The organism is Nodularia spumigena CCY9414, from assembly GCF_000340565.2.
GTDB classification, from domain to species: domain Bacteria; phylum Cyanobacteriota; class Cyanobacteriia; order Cyanobacteriales; family Nostocaceae; genus Nodularia; species Nodularia spumigena.
Genome location: NZ_CP007203.1, coordinates 4,897,223 through 4,910,564 on the forward strand (window position 1 = coordinate 4,897,223; position 13,342 = coordinate 4,910,564).

Annotated in this window: 12 protein-coding genes and 2 pseudogenes; 11 read left to right on the forward strand and 3 right to left on the reverse strand. The window is 39.7% G+C overall.

The window, feature by feature from the left end; all coding sequences use genetic code 11:
• Positions 1 to 120: 120 nt before the first annotated feature.
• Together NSP_RS21370 and NSP_RS21375 are read left to right on the forward strand one after the other, a co-directional pair.
• Positions 121 to 798, forward strand: coding sequence for a DsbA family oxidoreductase (locus NSP_RS21370; RefSeq protein ID WP_006196104.1), 678 nt, complete (start codon positions 121 to 123; stop codon positions 796 to 798).
• A 529-nt stretch (positions 799 to 1,327) separates the two neighbouring features.
• Positions 1,328 to 1,705, forward strand: a complete 378-nt coding sequence (locus NSP_RS21375) for a Mo-dependent nitrogenase C-terminal domain-containing protein (RefSeq protein WP_006196107.1) — start codon at positions 1,328 to 1,330, stop codon at positions 1,703 to 1,705.
• 153 nt (positions 1,706 to 1,858) lie between these two features.
• Here the strand turns inward: NSP_RS21375 and NSP_RS21380 are convergent, their stop codons facing one another.
• Complete coding sequence (locus NSP_RS21380) at positions 1,859 to 3,835, reverse strand: caspase family protein (RefSeq protein WP_017804406.1); 1,977 nt, start codon at positions 3,833 to 3,835, stop codon at positions 1,859 to 1,861.
• A 199-nt stretch (positions 3,836 to 4,034) separates the two neighbouring features.
• Between NSP_RS21380 and NSP_RS21385 the strand changes: the two genes are divergently transcribed.
• From NSP_RS21385 to NSP_RS21400, 4 genes and pseudogenes are all read left to right on the forward strand, one after another.
• A complete protein-coding gene (locus NSP_RS21385) occupies positions 4,035 to 4,505 on the forward strand; it encodes a hypothetical protein (protein WP_006196112.1) in 471 nt (156 codons plus the stop codon).
• 155 nt (positions 4,506 to 4,660) lie between these two features.
• A complete protein-coding gene (gene rpmF / locus NSP_RS21390; protein WP_006196113.1) occupies positions 4,661 to 4,834 on the forward strand; it encodes a 50S ribosomal protein L32 in 174 nt (57 codons plus the stop codon).
• Positions 4,835 to 5,313: 479 nt separating this feature from the next.
• On the forward strand, positions 5,314 to 6,591 hold the full coding sequence (iscB, locus tag NSP_RS21395; RefSeq protein ID WP_006194909.1) for an RNA-guided endonuclease IscB: 1,278 nt from the start codon (positions 5,314 to 5,316) through the stop codon (positions 6,589 to 6,591).
• Positions 6,572 to 6,907: pseudogene (locus tag NSP_RS21400) on the forward strand (molybdopterin-dependent oxidoreductase); the annotation flags it as partial. The gene iscB and the pseudogene NSP_RS21400, both read left to right, overlap by 20 nt.
• On the opposite strand, the gene NSP_RS21405 reads toward NSP_RS21400, so the two are convergent.
• Positions 6,904 to 8,286: an aldehyde dehydrogenase gene (locus tag NSP_RS21405; protein WP_006196116.1), complete on the reverse strand. Its 1,383-nt coding sequence runs from the start codon at positions 8,284 to 8,286 to the stop codon at positions 6,904 to 6,906. The pseudogene NSP_RS21400 and the gene NSP_RS21405 overlap by 4 nt on opposite strands.
• 237 nt (positions 8,287 to 8,523) lie before the next feature.
• On the opposite strand from NSP_RS21405, the gene NSP_RS21410 reads away from it, so the two are divergent.
• The gene (locus NSP_RS21410; RefSeq protein ID WP_017804407.1) at positions 8,524 to 8,997 is read left to right on the forward strand and encodes a helix-turn-helix domain-containing protein; all 474 of its coding nucleotides are present in this window, start codon (positions 8,524 to 8,526) and stop codon (positions 8,995 to 8,997) included.
• Between the two features lie 40 nt (positions 8,998 to 9,037).
• Here NSP_RS21410 and NSP_RS24890 read toward each other — a convergent pair.
• Positions 9,038 to 10,086, reverse strand: a pseudogene (locus tag NSP_RS24890) (IS630 family transposase).
• Between the two features lie 280 nt (positions 10,087 to 10,366).
• Here NSP_RS24890 and NSP_RS21425 point away from each other — a divergent pair.
• From NSP_RS21425 to cbiD, 4 genes are all read left to right on the forward strand, one after another.
• Positions 10,367 to 10,600, forward strand: a complete 234-nt coding sequence (locus NSP_RS21425; RefSeq protein ID WP_006198106.1) for a Calvin cycle protein CP12 — start codon at positions 10,367 to 10,369, stop codon at positions 10,598 to 10,600.
• A 404-nt stretch (positions 10,601 to 11,004) separates the two neighbouring features.
• Positions 11,005 to 11,598 (forward strand): DUF3177 family protein, encoded by a 594-nt coding sequence (locus NSP_RS21430; protein ID WP_006198107.1) that lies wholly within the window; start codon positions 11,005 to 11,007, stop codon positions 11,596 to 11,598.
• A gap of 6 nt (positions 11,599 to 11,604) precedes the next feature.
• A complete protein-coding gene (locus NSP_RS21435; protein ID WP_006198108.1) occupies positions 11,605 to 11,907 on the forward strand; it encodes a DUF7734 family protein in 303 nt (100 codons plus the stop codon).
• A gap of 88 nt (positions 11,908 to 11,995) precedes the next feature.
• Positions 11,996 to 13,111 carry a cobalt-precorrin-5B (C(1))-methyltransferase CbiD gene (gene cbiD, locus NSP_RS21440; RefSeq protein ID WP_006198109.1) on the forward strand — a complete coding sequence of 372 codons (1,116 nt, stop codon included), beginning with the start codon at positions 11,996 to 11,998 and terminating at the stop codon, positions 13,109 to 13,111.
• Positions 13,112 to 13,342: the final 231 nt, after the last annotated feature.

A 13,342-nucleotide genomic window follows, 5' to 3' on the forward strand; every position in this document is an offset into this window, starting at 1 on the left:
TGGTGGGTTACGGACTACCTTCCTAATCCACCCTACTGAGAATAGAATTTATCACCCTGGTTTCTTGAATAAATCGGGTTTTTTGGCTTTTATCAATGATTTATTTGTGAGTTTTGCTATATGGAACCGATTCGTATTTTTTACTTTTCTGATATTCTCTGCATTTGGGCTTATATTGCTCAAATTCGGCTAGATGAATTGAAAACAACTTTTCAAGACAAGATTGCTATAGAACACCACTTTGTCCCCGTTTTTGGTGCTGCTCGTGAAAAGCTGGAGAATCGATGGCGAGAGCGGGGGGGATTGCAAGGATACAGTGATCATGTTCAGGGGGTTGCCAAAAAATTTGACCATATCAGCCTTCATCCTGATATTTGGACTAAGGTGACACCAGCTTCATCTACATCTTGTCATTTGTTTCTCCATGCGATTCAATTATTAGAAGCAAAGGGTTTGGTTGAGCCAGATCAACAGGTATTTGAAAAAGCAACTAAGGCATTTCGAGCAGCGTTTTTTACCCAACTGGCAAACGTTTCTGAGCGTAAGGTGCAATTTGAAATTGCGGAGGAGTTAAAACTCCCAATTGCTGCGATCCAAGCTGAGATTGATAGTGGTGAGGCTTATGCTCAACTATCTAAGGATTTTGAATTGGTCAAAGAGCTTATGGTTACGGTCAGCCCTACCCTAATTTTTAATGAAGGACGGCAGAGACTCAATGGTAATGTGGGCTACCGAGTTATGGAAGCCAATATTCGTGAGTTACTACACAATCCTGACGGAGAACAATCTTGGTGTTAGGAATTTTGGGCCGCAATAGTGGCTCGGTTCATCCGTAACCCAGGGACATAATCTAAAGCCAAACCCAGGTAAGTTAGCTCCAAGACTCAATAAATTGCAACTTGCTGGATGATCACATTCTTTTCCCAGCCATTGCGAAACCCAATATCTGAACACAGGGCGCTGAAATCCTCCAATATTCAGCCACTACAACGAATATTTGCATTTATGATATTTATACCTACTGAAAATTTATATAGAATTTTGTTATATTAAATTGTGTAACGAATACCTTGGAACCTGTCCAAGGACAGATGACTTTACTAAAATGTAAAGTATGTGAACTTATCAATAAGATTAGATTATTACACTACCGATACTGCGAAAATTGCGATTAACTTGATGTAGTAATAAATTCGATTCTGGCATAAGTGGCTACTGTTATACCTATTGTAACTCAGTCAGGAAACGATTTTCCGGTAAAGGTAATTGCCACGTTGTATACATTCATCAGCAAGATGAATACCCTCATTAATACAGAGGCTTAATCATGAAGGTATTTGATAATACCACGAAAAGGTTTTTTTTGGCAAGCTGGGTATCGATTAATCAAACAGAGACTAATCAAGCTCCTGTAACTCAGCTACACCCTTCGGCTCCTCAGTCTAACGGTGATCTTCTGCAACCCCTGCGGCAGAGGATAGAAAATATTCAAATTAATAATCCTAAACTAGCTCACCGCTTGTGCAAACTGATTCCGGCTCAATGTCCCTTTGAGCGCGATGTCAAATTATTCGGGAAAAAACTGTTTCACATTCCGCCTATGTGTAAACTCAATCCCTTTTTTGAAGAAGTGGTTGGTTTACGCTTCCGAGCGCTGTGCTATCTTGCAGACGAATGTGGTGAAGATATATCTCAATACTGCTAAGAAAATCTGTTGAGTCAAAACACACAGAAGAGTTAGGAGTTAATAATTAACTCCTAGCTTTTTTTACAGCAATTTTGCTGGTAAATGAAACACACAACGGAAGTTAAAACCCTGTAGAGACCTTGCATGAAAGGTCTCTACACTGTGGTCTAATTAATTTGTCATGTTTCTGGCTTGCCATTGTTGGATGGCTTCTTGAGCGTCTTCGTAAACATCTGTCACCTGTGGGACTAAAGTAGCCGTTTCAATTGCTGCGGCGATATTACCTTGGTCAGCTCGACTTTTAGCCAGTTCCAAAATTTTTGCACTCCATTCATTAATAGATTTTTCGGCGCTATCAAATCCTGGTTGACCGGGTGGTACTCTTCTAGCGACTTCAATGGCACGATTATATGTTGATGCTTGTCCGGGTCTAATTAAGGACTGAGCTGCATCTAAAACAGTTTGATTACCCACATATTGTTGAGCTTCTAACTGCCATTGGCTAATTGCTGCTTGTGCTTGAGGATAAAGGGCTTGATTTGGGGAAACTAATTGAGCCGCAGCAATGGCATTTGTATATTGTTTTTGCTTGGCACGACCTTCTGCTAAATCTAGAATCATGCGACTCCAAATTTTAATATTATCCTGAGCTTGTTCGTAGAGTGGTTCACCTGGTTGAATTTTACTAGCAGTGGCGATCGCCTGACTCAGATCACTAGCTTGAGTTTCCCTCAGAGACATTTTCGCTAAGTCTAAGACTGCTTGACTCCGCTTTTGAGACTGAGAATTAGCGGCGATTTGGGCGCTAGATTGGTTATTCGTGGGAGGAGTTATTGGTGATGTATTTGATTCCGAGTCAGCATTAGCGTCAACATTTGGCTCAGGGGTAGCAGTAATGGGTGCTATGGGTGATATTTCTTTAATTTGCAACAATCTCGCCTGATTGCGGAGAATAACTACAGAAATTAAAGCTACTACCAACATAGTGCCGCCACCCCAAACTAAAAACTGTTTCCATAATGGGGCATCTGCCTTATTCTCAGGTAAGGGAGAAACATAAGGTTGAGGCGCATTGGGGATGAACCTTCCCCCTGTAGCCATGTGCCTATTGAGCGTGTTTTGTTGGTTGAGGTACTCTTGTTGAGCCAAGCTAGAAAGTTTTTGTTCTTCCAACTGGCTAATGGCTGGGATGAAGTTGGAAAAATTTACCGATTGGGATTTAGCACCTAGAGTAGTTTCCACACCTTGGGCTGACTCCCAGATATTGGCGTTTTGCGTCTTGGCTAAATTTTTAGGGATTGTTGCGCCCAGAGAAGACGCTGTAAGTGCAACAGCAAAGCTTTCCTCTGGAAAAATAACTGCTTCGGCTCCACTGGGTTGTATGGTGCTGGAAAGTACTAGGTTGTGGTTTTCCTCCTCACACTCCGGTAATATTGGTGGTTGGTGAGATGGAAAGATCGTTGCAGGGTTTTGTGTAGGTCGCCAGTAGTGTTGACATAATTCTGGGGTAAGAACACTTAAATAGCTTTCTAGATCAGTCAAGCTACTGGCATTACCAGAACGCAAAGCCTCTAATAGTGCAGCTGTGAAGAATCCGTGACCTAGTTCGCTACTTTCATGAGAGAATTGATCCGATTGGCAAGAAAGAATTGTGGCAATTTGTAGTTCTTTAGCAAGTTCTATGGTTTCTAGCCCCACGGGACTATTTGCTTGAGTGCCAAAAGCACGGTTGATATCAAGCAGCATCAGTGTATTAATTCCAGTCAGTTGCAGACTTTGCATGAGCGATCGCACTTCTATGCCAGTTTCTTCTACCAATTCTGGATTTCCTTCCACTGGCATTAAGTAATCTTGGCCTTTGTAACTGACTCCATAACCGCTAAAAAATAACCAGAGATGGTCTTGTGGTTGCCAACAAGCTGCCGTCAAATCCTCCAGTAACACCAGAATATTTTGCTTAGTGGGATAGGTGGATCTATCCCCAATGGGTGGGGAAGCAGCTGTCATCAACAGACACCGTTGCTGTGCCAAGCCTCCTTCTTGAACCAAAAAATTATTTAGTACCTCGGCATCTGCTTGAGCGCAACGTAAGGGTTGAAATAACTGATATTGATTGATGCCGATTGTGATCGCCCAGTAATTTGCCATCCCGCTCTTTGTAGGTTGTTGTTTGATTGCCTAAAATTGCGGTTGGCTTTGCTGAAAAAACAAAGCTAACCTATGTCTTATAGTCTTCGGAGAATATGATCGAGTTACTGAGTTATAAGCAGTTTTTATGACAGTAAACTTAGATAATCATGCTGAGTAAAATTCAAATTACAAATCATCAATAAGGAGTTATCAGGTTATGACCAGGAATATTGCTCATCAACGATCATTGATCATTCCCTTTCCATTTATTGGCCAAATTGCCAAAAAGATCCGGAGCTTTCCGTTAATTGTTTTACTTTTTTCGCCTATTTCTGTGTGGGTATTAACAGAAGCGATCGCCCCCCAAATAGTTCGCGCTTATACCGCTAGAGTTGACCTGAAGATTGAGCGCATGGCAGATGAAAGCTATGAAACCATACTCCAACGAGCAGAAGCGGTTTCCAGGGCAGCTGCTCAACGGAGCTTTGACAAAGACATATTAACTACAGATGTTTCAGTAATCGTCACGGTGGAAAGTTATGGTGCGATCGCACCTATTTTGGCCTTAGAAGTTAGTCGCCAGCAATGGCGCACACGCCCCGACCCCCAACGTTGGGCAACTTACTTCAAAACAGCGCGATCGCTCCTCTTGTTTGACACAAAACCTGCAATTCCCAATGCCAAGTAGGGAATAGGGAGTGGGGAGTAGGGAGTAGGGAGTAGCGAATAGGGAGTGGGGAGTAGGGAATAGGGAATTTATTTCTCAATCCCCACGGACAATCTATAAAGTCGAACTGATGGCTTAGAATAGGAAGGTTGTCAAGAACTGCGATATCCGCTACTATGGCTGTCCCTAAGAAGAAAACATCCAAGTCCAAACGAGATAAACGTCGAGCCACCTGGAGACATAAAGCTGCTGTTGAAGCTCAAAAGGCTCTTTCTCTGGGCAAATCAATTTTGACTGGACGTTCTACCTTTGTCTATCCCACCACTGAAGAAGAGGAAGCAGAATCATAATTCCCTAGTCAGGAAAAGCCAGTTTTCAGATTTATCAAGACTGTATGAGAGCTTTTTCTGTGGTTTTCTGATTGCATTATCAATCATCGATAGTCCGCAAAAGCTCATCGGGTTGATAGAAAATGGGTAATGAGTAATTGGGGAAACCCGTTACCCATTACTCACCAGACACCTCGCGCCGTGGAAGCCCCTACATTCATGTATGGGGGTAAGGCGTAGGCGATTTTAATCGCTGTCAAAAAATCTCCTTCACCCGTGATCAAATAGAGAGAGCATAAATAAACGGAGTAATCTGTAGTTTATGTGAACCAAACCACTCAAAACATGAGTAAACGTTATCTAGGTCATAACACCTTGGGATTCGCTAGTCCCCTGCCATGTTGCTACTTATTAAACAATCCGCAAGGATAGTGTATTTAGCATAACAAGCTCAGATAACAAGGTTGAAGCAAACATTACCCTGAAAAGGTGAAATTTAAATGTCTAATTTTGTTCTAGTTCTTGATACCAACAAAAAACCACTTACTCCAATTCATCCAGGAGATGCACGTTTTTTATTAAATCAACAAAAAGCTGCTGTATTTAGAAGATTTCCATTTACCATAATTTTGAAAGAACCTAAATCTGAAGTTCCAACTCAACCGATTGAATTAAAAATAGATCCAGGGAGTAAAACTACAGGTTTTGCGTTAGTTCAAAATAATAAAGTCATCTGGGGTATGGAATTACAACACAGAGGTTTAGCTATTAAAGAAAGCCTAGAAACTCGAAAAGGAGTAAGGCGAGGAAGACGTTCTAGACATACTCGTTATCGTCAAGCTAGATTTCTTAACCGCACTAAACCTCAAGGTTGGTTAGCACCTTCTTTAAGCCATAGAGTTTTAACTATTAACACTTGGGTTAAAAGATTATGTAATTTTGCCCCAATAACTGACATAGTTGAAGAGCTTGCTAGGTTTGACCTACAGCAGCTAGAAAACCCGGAGATATCAGGCTTTGAGTATCAACAGGGAGAGTTACAAGGGTATGAAGTCCGTGAATATCTTTTGAATAAATGGAATAGAAAATGTGCATACTGTACTGCGGAAAATGTCCCTTTACAAGTTGAGCATATTAAACCAAAAGCCAAAGGAGGAACTAATAGAATTTCTAATTTGTGTCTAGCTTGTGAGAAATGCAATATCAAAAAAGGTACTCAAGATATTGAGAAGTTTTTAGCAAAAAAGCCTGAGTTGTTGAAGCAAATTTTATCCCAAGCCAAGCGTCCACTAAAAGATGCGTCTGCTGTAAATTCAACGAGATGGGCTTTATTTAATAAGTTAAAAGAAACTGGATTACCTATAACAACAGGTTCAGGAGGTTTAACTAAGTTTAATAGAACTCGTTTAGGATTGCCTAAAACTCATTGGATTGATGCTGCTTGTGTAGGAAAAGTTGAAACTCTCAAAATACTGACAACAAAAATTTTAACAGTAAAAAGCACGGGGCATAGTTGCAGAAGATTCTGTAGGATCAATAAATTTGGTTTTCCTTGCACTGAGCCTAAAAAAATATTCACTCATGTTTCTACAGGAGATTTTGTTAAGGCTACTTTGCACAAAGATCGTAAAAACATAACTTCTGGAAAGTATGTAAGTCGTGTTAAAACTCCCACAAAAAACGGATGTGAGATTGTTATCAATGGTTTTAGAGTTGAATTTTCAACAATGAAAGATATTACTAAGGTTCATTGTAGTGACGGGTATAGCTACGTTTGACTACGCAAAACTACAATTTTATGAGATTAAATGCAAAGACTGCTATGGTGGGTATACTACTAATATTTCTATAGAAGACTTTGTACGAGAAGAAAATTTTTTTGCTATTAAACTATTTGGTGAACCGTTAACAACAGAACACGGTGGACCATTGCGCCTAGTTGTACCTCATCTCTACGCCTGGAAAAGTGCCAAATGGATTAATGGTTTGGAGTTTCTCAATGAGGAAGAACTGGGTTTTTGGGAGCGTAATGGCTACCACCGCCGTGGTGAACCTTGGAACCAGGAGCGTTACAGCAGTGGTTTGGGGCTTTAGCCGACAATTTTCTTTAAGGCTGATAATTTGTCTTTGTAGGGCGCATAACGCCAGTTTAAATCTAGCCAGAAGTAATTTTTTAACACACTTTTGTAATGGGAAAAAGTGTCAAAACTGGCTTTACCGTGATAGCTACCAATTCCACTATCACCTACACCACCAAAGGGTAAAGATGAAACACCAACTTGCATAACTGTGTCGTTGATACAAACTCCACCGGATGAGGTTGACTGTAAGACTTGTTTTTGCAGGTTTTTATTTTGAGTAAATATGTATAAAGCTAAGGGTTTTGGTTTAGAGTTAATTAAGGCGATCGCTTCTGTAATATCTGTATATTCAATTATCGGTAAAATCGGACCAAAGATTTCCTCTTCCATGACGGAATCTGTTAAAGAAACATGATCAAGTAAGGTAGGCGCAATATAACGTTCTTCAGGGTTGGTTTCTCCGCCAATAATAATTTCGCCATCTTTAATTAAATTAGCTAACCTGTCAAATTGTTTTTTACTCACAATCCTAGCATAATCTGGACTGATTGCGGGATTATCGCCATAAAATTCTTTGAGGCATTTTTTCATCCCATCCACCAAATCTTTTTTGATTTTTTGATCAACTAAAAGATAATCAGGCGCAATACACGTTTGTCCAGCATTAATAAATTTGCCCCAAACAATGCGTTTAACAGTGTATTCTAAGTTAATTTCACTATCGATAATACAAGGGCTTTTACCACCTAATTCTAAAGTAACTGGTGTGAGATGTTTTGCTGCTGCTTCCATGACAATTTTACCAATAGCTGTACCACCAGTAAAAAAGATATGGTCAAATTTTTCTGCTAGGAGTTGTTGACTGGTTTCTACACCTCCTTCTACTACAGCAATATAATCTGGGTTAAAATGTTTGCCAATTATTTGCGCTACTAAACTGGAAGTATGGGGTGCAATTTCTGAAGGTTTGAGAATTGTACAATTTCCTGCGGCGATCGCACCGACTAAAGGTGAGATAATTAGCTGCAAAGGATAATTCCAAGGACCGATAATTAAAACAACTCCTAGCGGTTCTGGATAAATTTTGGCTGAGTATGGAAAAAACTTCCAGGGAACTGCGGCTTTTTTGGGCTTACTCCAATTCTTGAGGTTTTTGATAGCGTCATCGATTTCATTGACTACACCAACTTCTGTAGCGTAACTCTCAAATACTGGTTTCTGTAAATCTGCTTCTAGTGCTTCAATGATTGCTTGTGTATTCTCAACTATTGCTTGTTTGAGAATTTTGAGTTGTTCTTGGCGAAATGTAATATCTTTGGTTTTTCCAGTCTGAAAAAATTCACGCTGCTTTGCGATAATTGCAGCTACATCTGATCTTTCATTAGTAATCATAGTTTCTAATTTGTAATTGTTTTTATCCCTAGTATAGCAACCGCCAAGGTTGTTAGGACATTGCAAAAGCCTAAAACCCAGTCACAGCGAGTCTTTCACTTTTGACTTTTGACTTCTGCTATATTACTATAACAAAATATTTAAATGTTGATTTACTACTAAGTAGGTAAACAAAAAAAATTAAAGGTGTGTAAAGATAAGTAAATACGGAAAAACATATATTAGGGTGATGTAAATATGGGGTCAAGGTTAAGGATATTCCTGACAAAAAAACAAGATAGAGAGTTGTTTGACCTGAGAACAGCGAAAGTACCGCAGAAAGTAAAAGATAGAGCTGAAGTAATCAGATTAAATGCAGATGGTTGGTATGTGGAAAAAATAGCGGCTCACTTTGATTGGGGAGAGCAAACAGTAAGAGTCGTGTTGAATAAGTGGGAAAAAGAAGGAATAGAAGGACTCCATGAGTTACCAGGTCGAGGGAGAAAGCCAAAATTGGTGGAAGCTGACATTGAATATTTAGAAAAATGCTTGAAAGAAGAAGCACAAACTTATAACAGTAAGCAATTAGCAGAAAAACTGGATAAAGAGCGTGGGATAAAAGTAAGTACCAACACAATCAGACGGGGACTAAAAAAAAAAGGGGTGATTTGGAAGCGGATAAGAATAAGTCATCAAGCAAAACAAGATCCAGTGACTCGTGCAAATAAGTAGGTTAACAGAAAAATTTAAAGGTATGTAAAGAAAAGTTAACCTAATTGGCTTTGTTAAATTTAGTACGTTCTGTCCGGTGTTTTCCTTTTTTACCTCTGGTTTCAACACCATCCATAACTGCATACGCTAGTTCTAATTCATCCTCAAACATTTTTCCAGCAATTTCATCTCGTTTAAGATGTTGCCATTCTAATTCAATTGGATTCATTTCCGAGCAATATTTAGGAAGGAAAAACATATATAAACCCATTTGTTCCCACTTTGTCCATAATGCCTAAACTTCTTTACAACAATGTATTGGTCCATTATCTTGAACTATGACTCTCATTCGTTTACTTTCAGATGCTTCTTGCGCCTCTTGTTCCATCATTTTGATGTAAGAACTGCGCTTAACTCCTCCAATTACTAGACCATAAATAAAGCTAATTAATGGCTGAAATAGCCCAATAATACTGATTCTGCGTCCACGTCTTTTTGTTTGTTCGAGCTTTTTTTGTTCTCCTTTTTGATAGTATGTATAACCTGAATCACTCCAAGCTGAAAATCCTGATTCATCCAAATATTTTAGGTCTATTTCTCCACTAGCCGCAGCCAGTTCTAACATATCCATATCTGCTTGTTTATTTGCACGAGTCACTGGATCTTGTTTTGCTTGATGACTTATTCTTATCCGCTTCCAAATCACCCCTTTTTTTTTAGTCCCCGTCTGATTGTGTTGGTACTTACTTTTATCCCACGCTCTTTATCCAGTTTTTCTGCTAATTGCTTACTGTTATAAGTTTGTGCTTCTTCTTTCAAGCATTTTTCTAAATATTCAATGTCAGCTTCCACCAATTTTGGCTTTCTCCCTCGACCTGGTAACTCATGGAGTCCTTCTATTCCTTCTTTTTCCCACTTATTCAACACGACTCTTACTGTTTGCTCTCCCCAATCAAAGTGAGCCGCTATTTTTTCCACATACCAACCATCTGCATTTAATCTGATTACTTCAGCTCTATCTTTTACTTTCTGCGGTACTTTCGCTGTTCTCAGGTCAAACAACTCTCTATCTTGTTTTTTTGTCAGGAATATCCTTAACCTTGACCCCATATTTACATCACCCTAATATATGTTTTTCCGTATTTACTTATCTTTACACTACCTTTAATTTTTTTTGTTTACCTACTTATATTGTATGATTATACTTTTATAGTACGGATACTACAAGTAATGCTTCATAGATTCCCAGCTCTTGTCTTGAGCATGGATCAATAAGCTAAAATACTTAAAGTAACTGCTAAGTGGTTAGAATGGTTAACGATAGAACACAAAGATGCCATTCTTCAAGTTTTTCTATACTGGTACGAAAATTACACAAAGAGACTAAACTATGAGCGACATCCAAGAAAAAATCCAAGAAAAAATCGAAACAGAAGTAGAACAAGCTCGGACTGTCTGTGACATTTCAGGGAGCAACTCTGCTGAGTGTGCCGCCGCTTGGGATGCAGTTGAAGAACTCCAAGCTGAAGCCGCCCACCAACGCAGCAAGAATCCAAAAAATTCCCTAGAAAAGTACTGTGACGATAACCCAGACGCTGCTGAGTGCCGGGTTTACGAAGACTAGACACTGAGTCGGTAAATTTGTTTTTGCCGCATAAGCAAGCAACGAGAATCTACTTACTGATATCTTGCACCTTGGCGCTAACCCCATATTAAATCGAAGTCCATCCCTTTTAATCATCTTCTCTCTACTCAGGAGGGTAAGTTAATAATTCTAGGGTTAGGTGAGTCTAGGAGGTTTCTATTCAGGATCGATGTTCTGAAAAAGAACTCCCAGCATTTAACAAAATTGGGTTTTTTGTGGACTTACTACTCGGTACGAGTTCCTTAACTCTCCTGACGACGCTGTAGGATTATGCAAGATATTTAAGTTGAAGTTCTGCCAGTTGCTTGTTTTTTTTAACTATAAATTAAGCGAATTTCCAAATCATGGATTTAAATTTATTATTGCTAATCTAAAAAAAAATTATGAATGAAGTTTGGTTTCGCCAGCTTGTCTGGATTGACTATCGACTAGCATTATTATTTTTAGTGTTTACTCCTTTAATTGTGCTAATTTGGGCATTTGTACAAAAAGCCGAAGGAATGCAACGCCTGTTAACCATTTACTGGCGAGTATCCAGTCTGCTAGCCATTACAATTTATTTAATGATTGCTCAGTACCCAGTTAGCTTTATATCCGGCTTGATGGGGCGAGTTCTGATTACCATTTCCCTGTGGTTTTGGGTGGATCTCAATGATGAAATTGATTATCAAGCAAATACCCCTTTAAAGCTGATTTTTAACTCTTGGCGCTGGGGTGTAACTGTTTATTCTATTTTAGGTGCAATTTCTCTTGTGCCTTTTGTGGGTTGTGCTATCTCAGAAACGGCCATCAAAACGCCCTATTGTCAAGTTTGGCTGGAAGCACCCTTACTGTTTAAACAATATTTTCATTACAATAGCAAACCTGCTTTTCTCGGCTTTCTGGGCATCGTTGGTTTACTAATTTATGTAGTGTATTTGACATACTTTGTCGTAGTTAAGCTGGGTAAACAGGGACGTTCAGCTACACAACAGTAGGGAAAAATGAATAATTCCATTGGTAAGCGACTGGAAGAATACACCATTAAACGCCCGCAGGAAGTCTTACTGGTAACAGTGCAAATCGCCGATGAGCAAGATAAAATCGCCATTTTTAAAGGTTTCTCTAGTTCCTTGATGCGTCCAACTGCATTTGACCCCGATGTGCCAGTTATCCCAGATGAAGCCATAATTCTCAGTGTTGACCGCATCAAAAGCCCTTACAATCCTGAAGCTCCCCGTTATATCCAACAAGGAATTTCTGGGGAAGCTATGGAAAATTTACTTTCAGAAGTCATTGGTCATTAGTCATTAGTCATTAGTTATTGGGAAGTTACCGTCTTCTCCCCCCTGCTCCCTGCTCCCTGCTCCCCTGCCTCTTTCCCCCTACTCCCTAATGTCCCGTTCTGGATACACTCTCCCCGTTTTTGCCTGTGCTTCTGCTATTGCGGCGTTACACTGGTTACGCCATTGTCAACCTCTCGCATCTGTTTCCGTTGACTTGATTTCACCCGCGCAAATAGCAGAAATACCCATTGAACAGGTATCAGGACTATCTGAAAATATGGCTTTGGCTATTACTCGCAGTGAACCGGGTGATAATCTCGATTTAACTAGAAATACTCCAATTTGGGCGTTAGTGGAATGGAGAACAGGAGATGGGGAAAGTGTAATTATTCAAGGTGGGGAAGGTATTGGTATACAGCTAAATGCTGGTAATCAACCGGCGATTTATGGTTATGCTCAAAGGCTGCTACAAGAAAACCTCAGCCGAATGTTAGCACCTGAAGAGAAAATCACGGTAAGTATTATTCTACCTGAAGGGCGATCGCTTGCTGTTCGTACTTCTAATTCTGCCTTTGGTGTGGTGGAAGGACTCTCGTTATTGGGAACAACTGGGATTTCTCAACCTTTAAGTACACCAGATCAATTAACCACTTTTCGCAGCGAATTACAAGATAAAGCCAGTCAATTTGAAACTTTGGTGTTTTGTATTGGCGAAAATGGTCTAGATTTGGCGCGTAAACTCGGTATTAATCCCGAACAACTGGTAAAAACTGCTAACTGGCTCGGACCACTGTTAGTAGAGGCTGATGTTTTGGGTGTTAAAGAAATCTTATTATTTGGCTATCACGGGAAGCTGATGAAATTAGCCGGGGGAATTTTTCACACCCATCATCACTTGGCTGATGGTCGTCGGGAAATTTTAGCTGCCCACTGCGCCCTCGTGGGTTTAAAATCAGAAGATATACACACGGTGTTTGATAGTCCTACAGCTGAAGCGGCATTAAAATACTTAAAATCTTTAGATGCTGATACAGGTAGTGATTGGGTAAATCAAATTTATCGTGCGATCGCTCAAGCTATTGATACGCGTTCTTTAGAATACATTCAAAGTCATAGCAGTAGAGGTAAAGATACCACAGTCTGCGGCTCTATTCTCTTTGATCGCGATCGCCAAATTATCATCAAGAGCAAAATCGGTGGTATCTTAATGGAAAAATTGTGTTAATTTATTATGAATAATCATAAATAATCCAAATACATATTTTTTTCCGTAGTCATTCTCAGTTAAATCATTCTTTTTAATACCATGCCATAAGCAGAGACTAGCAAGCGCGTTCAACCTCGCGTTTGTTGGCTATCCACTCAACCAACCATTTACCAGCTAAACCAGGCGATAAGTGGGATCTAGTTTAGACCACAGAACGAACATCTACCTTACATCTACAACTCCCCCCAT

What these genes read in the sequence shown, in the direction of transcription:
- NSP_RS21370 (WP_006196104.1), top strand. Translation starts at nt 121, where the DNA reads ATGGAACCGATTCGTATTTTTTACTTTTCTGATATTCTCTGCATTTGG.
- NSP_RS21375 (WP_006196107.1), top strand. Translation starts at nt 1,328, where the DNA reads ATGAAGGTATTTGATAATACCACGAAAAGGTTTTTTTTGGCAAGCTGG.
- NSP_RS21380 (WP_017804406.1), bottom strand. Translation starts at nt 3,835, where the DNA reads ATGGCAAATTACTGGGCGATCACAATCGGCATCAATCAATATCAGTTA.
- NSP_RS21385 (WP_006196112.1), top strand. Translation starts at nt 4,035, where the DNA reads ATGACCAGGAATATTGCTCATCAACGATCATTGATCATTCCCTTTCCA.
- rpmF (WP_006196113.1), top strand. Translation starts at nt 4,661, where the DNA reads ATGGCTGTCCCTAAGAAGAAAACATCCAAGTCCAAACGAGATAAACGT.
- iscB (WP_006194909.1), top strand. Translation starts at nt 5,314, where the DNA reads ATGTCTAATTTTGTTCTAGTTCTTGATACCAACAAAAAACCACTTACT.
- NSP_RS21405 (WP_006196116.1), bottom strand. Translation starts at nt 8,286, where the DNA reads ATGATTACTAATGAAAGATCAGATGTAGCTGCAATTATCGCAAAGCAG.
- NSP_RS21410 (WP_017804407.1), top strand. Translation starts at nt 8,524, where the DNA reads ATGGGGTCAAGGTTAAGGATATTCCTGACAAAAAAACAAGATAGAGAG.
- NSP_RS21425 (WP_006198106.1), top strand. Translation starts at nt 10,367, where the DNA reads ATGAGCGACATCCAAGAAAAAATCCAAGAAAAAATCGAAACAGAAGTA.
- NSP_RS21430 (WP_006198107.1), top strand. Translation starts at nt 11,005, where the DNA reads ATGAATGAAGTTTGGTTTCGCCAGCTTGTCTGGATTGACTATCGACTA.
- NSP_RS21435 (WP_006198108.1), top strand. Translation starts at nt 11,605, where the DNA reads ATGAATAATTCCATTGGTAAGCGACTGGAAGAATACACCATTAAACGC.
- cbiD (WP_006198109.1), top strand. Translation starts at nt 11,996, where the DNA reads ATGTCCCGTTCTGGATACACTCTCCCCGTTTTTGCCTGTGCTTCTGCT.